This is a genomic window from Actinoplanes sp. NPDC048791, from assembly GCF_040650095.1.
Lineage (GTDB): Bacteria > Actinomycetota > Actinomycetes > Mycobacteriales > Micromonosporaceae > Actinoplanes.
The window spans coordinates 1-5,902 of record NZ_JBEZGQ010000526.1 but is presented as its reverse complement, the minus strand read 5'-3'; the positions used below and the strand labels follow the sequence as shown (position 1 = coordinate 5,902).

At 70.7% G+C, this 5,902-nt stretch carries 5 protein-coding genes; all 5 read left to right on the top strand.

The features are described from left to right. Positions 1-1,149: aldehyde dehydrogenase family protein (locus AB0C29_RS30010; protein ID WP_360827057.1), on the top strand; the 1,149-nt coding region annotated here is incomplete at its 5' end. Then, the gene (locus tag AB0C29_RS30005; protein WP_360827054.1) at positions 1,149-2,903 is read left to right on the top strand and encodes a thiamine pyrophosphate-binding protein; all 1,755 of its coding nucleotides are present in this window, start codon (positions 1,149-1,151) and stop codon (positions 2,901-2,903) included. The genes AB0C29_RS30010 and AB0C29_RS30005, both read left to right, overlap by 1 nt. 30 nt (positions 2,904-2,933) lie before the next feature. Beyond that, complete coding sequence (locus AB0C29_RS30000) at positions 2,934-4,082, top strand: ABC transporter substrate-binding protein (protein ID WP_360827051.1); 1,149 nt, start codon at positions 2,934-2,936, stop codon at positions 4,080-4,082. A 17-nt stretch (positions 4,083-4,099) separates the two neighbouring features. After that, positions 4,100-4,969 carry a branched-chain amino acid ABC transporter permease gene (locus tag AB0C29_RS29995; RefSeq protein ID WP_360827048.1) on the top strand — a complete coding sequence of 290 codons (870 nt, stop codon included), beginning with the start codon at positions 4,100-4,102 and terminating at the stop codon, positions 4,967-4,969. Continuing rightward, positions 4,966-5,902: branched-chain amino acid ABC transporter permease (locus AB0C29_RS29990; protein WP_360827045.1), on the top strand; the 937-nt coding region annotated here is incomplete at its 3' end. The genes AB0C29_RS29995 and AB0C29_RS29990, both read left to right, overlap by 4 nt.

Here is a 5,902-nt window from a genome sequence, read left to right as displayed (position 1 = left end):
GGCGAGCTCGACCGGGTGGCCGACACGTTCGCCGTGTGCGCGGCCGAGGCCCGCCAGATCGGCGGTGAACTGCTGCCGGTGGCCGGCTGGGCGCGCGGGGTCGGCAACACCGCCCTGACCTATCGCGCACCGGCCGGCGTGGCCCTGGCCATCACGCCGTTCAACGCGCCGGCCAACCTGCTGGCGCACAAGCTCGGCGCCTCGTTCGCGGCCGGGAACAGCACCATCGTGAAGGCGCCACCCCAGGCCCCGGCAACCTCCGCGGCGATCGTCGCCCTCCTGCTGGAGGCCGGGGCGCCCGTCGAGTCGGTGCAGCTCCTGCACGGTGACGGCGAGATCGGCGCCGCCCTGTGCGCCGCCCCCGAGGTCGCCGTCATCAGCTTCACCGGCAGTGCCGAGACCGGGGCCGCGGTGGCCCGGGCCGCCGGAGGCAAGCGGCTGGTGCTGGAGCTGGGCGGCAACGCCGCGACCATCGTCTGCGACGACGCCGACCTCGCGGCCGCCGCGAAGGTGTGCGCCCGCACCGGCTACAGCAATTCGGGGCAGAGCTGCATCTCGGTGCAGCGCGTCTACGTCCAGCGGTCCTGCTACACCGAGTTCGTCGACCTGATGACCGCGGCGGTCGCCGGCCTGCGGGTCGGCGACCCGCTCGACCCGGCGACCGAGGTCGGCTCGATGGTGGACGATCGATCCGCCGAACGCGTCCTGAGCTGGGCCACCGAAGCCGTCGCGGGCGGCGCCCGGATCACCGTCGGCGGCCGGCGTGACGGCGCCACCCTCAGCCCGACCGTGGTCGCCGACCCACCGGCCGACGCCTCGGTGATCACCCAGGAGGTCTTCGGCGCCCTGGTCAGCGTGCTGCCCTTCGACGACTTCGACGAGGTGCTGGCCACCTGCAACACGAGCCGGTTCGGTCTGCAGGCCGGGCTGTTCACCCGCGACGTCGGGCGCATCCTCACCGCCTGGCGCGAGCTCGACGTCGGCGGCCTGGTCGTGAACGGCTCGTCCAACTTCCGCCTCGACCACGTCCCGTTCGGCGGCGTCAAGGACTCCGGGTTCGGACGCGAGTCGCCGCGCTACATGGTCGAGGACTTCACGGTCGTCAAGACGCTCATGCTGCACGGCCTGTCGATCTGGGGAGAGAACTGATGTCCGCGCCCACCGTCGCCCAGCGCACCGCCGCCGGCGCCCTCGTCGAGCAACTGGCCGGTTACGGCGTCGAGTACATCTTCGGCACGTGCGGCCACACCAACATCGCTTTGCTGGACGCGCTCGGCCGCAGCCCGATCGAGTTCGTCATCGCCCGCCACGAACAGACCGCCGCGCACGCGGCCGACGGCTACGCCCGGGCCACCGGCAAACCCGGCGTGGTGCTGATGCACGTCGGCCCCGGAATGATGAACGCGGTCACCGGCGTCGCCACCGCGGCCCTCGATTCGGTGCCGCTGGTCGCCATCTCCGGCGACATCCCCTCCTACATGTACGGCCGTCATCCGCACCAGGAAGTCAACCTGCACGCGGACGCCGACCAGACGGCCGTCTACCGCCCGTTCGTCAAGCGCGCCTGGCAGGTTCAGCGGGTCGAGGACCTGCTCCGGTTCACCGAGCGGGCGTTCTGGACGGCCACCTCCGGCCGTCCCGGCGCGGTCCTGCTCAACGTGCCGATGGACATCTTCTCCCGGCCCCTGCCCGACTCCGTCACCCCCAGTCCGCTGCCGGTCTTGTCCTCCCGGCCCGATCTGGCGCCGGCCGACGCCGACCGGATCGCCGCCCAGCTGGTCGCCGCCGAGCGGCCGCTGATCTACCTCGGTGGCGGCCTGGGTGGACCCGCGGGCCGGCAGGCACTGCGGGAACTGGCCGAGCACCTGGACATCCCGGTCGCCCACTCGCTGATGGCCAAGGGTGCCCTGCCCGACGAGCACCCGCTCGTGATGGGCATGACCGGATTCTGGGGACTGGCCGAGACCAACGCGTACGCCCGCGACGCCGACCTGGTGCTGGCCATCGGCACCCGGTTCGCCGAGACCGACGCCAGCTCCTGGGATCCCCGGTTCACCTGGAGCTTCCCGCCGAGCCGGCTGATCCAGATCGACATCGACCCGGCCGAGATCGGCCGCAACTACCCGGTCGAGATCGGGGTGGTGGCCGACGCCGGCCTGGCCGTACGCCGGATCCTCGACGCCGTGCACCGGCGGCAGGTCCCGGTCACGGCCCGCCCCGCCCTGCGCGAGCAGATCCACACGGCCCGCGCCGAGATGTTCGCGGCCAGCGCCGAACGCGGCCGCAGCGACCAGTTCCCGCTGCGGCCCGAGCGGATCCTGGCCGACGTGCGCGCGGCCCTGCCCGCCGACGCGGTGCTGGTCACCGACGTCGGCTGGAACAAGAACGGGGTGGCCCAGTGCTATCCGCTGCCGGCGGCCGGCCGGTTCATCACCCCGGGCGGCGCCTCCACCATGGGATTCGGCCCGGCCGCCGCCCTCGGCGTGCAGATCGCGCAGCCGGAACGGGTGGTCGTCGCGCTCATCGGCGACGGCGGGATGAGTGCCCAGCTGCCGGCCCTGCCGATGGCCGTCGAACGGGGCCTGCCGGTCATCTTCCTGGTGATGAACAACCGTGCCCACGGCACGATCTCCGACCTGCAGTCGAGCGCGTTCGGCCGCAGCTACGGGTGTGACTTCGTCGATCCGGACGGCAACCCGTACAGCCCTGACTTCGCCGCCCTCGGCCGCGCCTGTGGCGCCGACGGCTACGCGGTCGGGGAACCGGGCGACCTCACCGTCGCCCTGAGGACGGCCATCGAGCGCCGCCGCCCCGCGGTGATCGACGTGCCGATGGTCAACGAACCCGTACCCACCCCCGGCCACTGGAACATCAAGGACATCTACCAGGGCCTTTTCGACTGAATCCTGCTGATTGGTAGAGGTGAGACGCTCATGCTCCGTCACCGCGCCACCGCCATATCCGTTCTCGTTGCCGCGACCCTGCTCGCTGCCGGATGCAGCGCGCCGGGCGAGAACGACGAAACGTCCGGAGACGACTCCGGGCCTGTCAAGATCGCCCTGGTCGATGCGCAGAGCGGCCAGCTCAGCTCGCTGGGCGCCTGGGAGCTCAAGGGTGCCCGGCTGGCCGTCGACGAGTGGAACGCCCAGGGCGGCATCAACGGCCGGCAGATCCAGCTCGACGTCTTCGACGACCAGGGCGACCCGACCATCGGCACCAACCTGGCCCGCAAGATCGACAGCGAGAACTACGTCGCCATGATCGGCACGGCGGAGAGCGCGGTGACCATCGCCATGGCGCCCATCCTCAAACAGGCCGAGATCCCGAACATCACCTCCGGCCAGTCGCCCGGGCTGGTCGGCGCCGGCAGCGAGTTCCTCTTCCTCAACGGGCCGACCAGCACCACGTACGACGAGACGCTGGCCAAGCACATCGTGGACCAGCAGGGCATCAAGAGCATCGCGATGATCACCAACAACGGCGGGTACGGCAAGGGTGAGCACGACGCGTTCCTCAAGGCCCTGCAGAGCCGCGGCGTCACCCCACTGGCCGACCAGGTCGTCACCACCGAGCAGAAGGACTTCAGCGCGGTGCTCACCGGGATCCGCCAGAAGAACCCCAAGGTGATCTTCCTGGGCGCCGAAGAGGTCGAATCCGGCCTGATCGTCAAGCAGGCCCGTGACCTCGGCATCACCGCCACCTTCGCGGGCGCCGCGCCGCAGGGCACGCCGGTCTTCATCGACACCGCCGGGGCGAAGAACGCCGAAGGCACGATCGTCAGTTCGCCGTATCTGAGCAACGAGGTCAGCGACGCGTCGAAGAAGTTCGCCGCCGCGTACAAGGCGAAGTTCACCGAGGACGCCGAGCTGCACGGGGCCAAGGCCTACGACGGCGCCCAGATCCTGCTGACCGCGTTGAAGACCAGCAACCTCGCCGACGGCAAGGCGCTCGCCGATGCCATCCGGGCCACCAAGTACCAGGGCCTGCTCGGCGATTTCGCCTTCGACCAGACCGGCGTCGGCATCTTCGAGACGTCCATCGGCACCATCCGCGACGGCAAGCTCGTCGCCGTCACCAGCTGACCGGCCAGGGAGAGCCCATGCAGGTCTTTCTGCAGACGATCGTCGGCGGGGTCAGTCTCGGAGCCGTGTACGCCCTGGTGGCGCTCGGGTTCTCCCTGGTCTACCGCACCATGGGGCTGGTCAACTTCGCGCACGGCAACGTCGTGACCGTCGGCGCCTACCTCGCCTCCACCTTCTACCTGTCCACCAGGCTGCCGTTCGCTCTGGCCATGATCGTGGCGATCGCCGTGACCGGGGCGATCGGCCTGGTCATCGAGCGGGTGCTGCGTCCGCTGGAGAACCGGGACTTCGACCTCATGCTGATCGGCACCATCGGCTTCGGCATCGTGCTCGACGCGCTGATCATCATGATCTGGGGCGCCACCGGCCGGGCCGTGCCGTCGCCGGTGCCGTCCGCCCCGCTCGACCTGTTCGGCCTGCGTATCCGTACGTACGATCTGGTGGTCCTGGCCATTGCCGCCGTCGCCACCGTGTTGCTGGTGCTCTTCCTGTCCCGCACGAAGACGGGCACCGCGATGCAGGCGGTCGCCATGGACCACGAGGCGGCCACCGCCGTCGGCATCCACGTCGGGCGCAGCAACGCCATCGCGTTCATGATCGGCGCCGGGCTGGCCGCGCTGGCCGGCGGCCTGGTCGGTCCGCTGCTCTACGTCAGCCCCGCGCTCGGCGGCGCGCTCGGCATCAAAGGCTTCGCCGCCGCCATCCTCGGCGGCTTCGGCAGCATTCCGGGCGCGATCGTCGGGGGGCTCGCGATCGGCATCCTCGACTCCTTCACCGCCGGGCACTTCCAGGGCTACTCCGAGCTGGTCACCTTCCTGGTCTTCACGGTGATCATCATGGTGCGCCCGACCGGCATCTTCGGCGAGCGGACGGTCAACCGGGCATGAGATACCGCATCGCAGTGATCGCGCTGATCGGCGTCGCCGCCTGGCTGCTGCCCTACGGCCTCGACTCGTACGCCATCCACGTCGTCAACGTCATCGTCATCTTCGCCATCCTCGCCGTGGGGCTGGGCCTGTGCATGGGCGTCGGCGGGCAGGTGAACCTGGCCCAGGTCGCGTTCTTCGGCGTCGGCGCGTACGCGACCGCCATCCTCACCACCGAGGGCGGCCACGGCTTCTGGATCTCCGCGCTGCTGGCGCTCGCGGCGACCGTCGCGGTCGGCCTGGTGGTCGGCACGCCCGCGCTGCGGGTCCAGTCGCACTACCTGGGCATCGTGACGCTGGGGCTGGCGCTGGCCTTCACCAACTGGGTCACCAACGCCGAGCTCAGTGGCGGCGCGGAGGGGATCTCGGCCATCCCCGTGCCCACCCTGCCGGGCATCGACCTGTCCAGCGAGTACCTGTACTACTACCTGGAACTGATCGTCTTCGCGGTTTCGCTGGCCTTCGGGTTGTTCGTGGTGCGGACCGGGCTGGGCCGGCGGATGCGGGCCATGCGCGACGACGCCCTGGCCGCGGGAGCGCTCGGCGCCGAGGTGCCGATGCTGCGCATGGTGGCGTTCCTGCTCGCCAGTGTCTACGGCGGGCTGGCCGGTGTGCTCTACGCCGGGCTGATCCGTTACGTGGCCCCGGAATCGTTCGGCATCGCCAACATGTTCCTGCTGCTCGGCATGGTCATCATCGGCGGACGGCAGAGCCTGATCGGCTGCGTGGTCGGCGCGGTGGGCCTGTTCCTGGTCCGCGAGGCCCTGGTCGACCACCCCACGGTCGCTCAGATCGGCTACGGCGCCGTCGTCGTGCTCGTCGTCGTCTTCGCGCCCACCGGCCTGGCCGGTCTGCCGGCCCGGGTGCGCGCCGGCCTCGACCGGCGCCGCGGAC

Excerpts from the sequence above, each read along its gene's own strand:
- AB0C29_RS30005 (WP_360827054.1), top strand. The coding sequence starts at position 1,149 with ATGTCCGCGCCCACCGTCGCCCAGCGCACCGCCGCCGGCGCCCTCGTC.
- AB0C29_RS29995 (WP_360827048.1), top strand. The coding sequence starts at position 4,100 with ATGCAGGTCTTTCTGCAGACGATCGTCGGCGGGGTCAGTCTCGGAGCC.
- AB0C29_RS30000 (WP_360827051.1), top strand. The coding sequence starts at position 2,934 with ATGCTCCGTCACCGCGCCACCGCCATATCCGTTCTCGTTGCCGCGACC.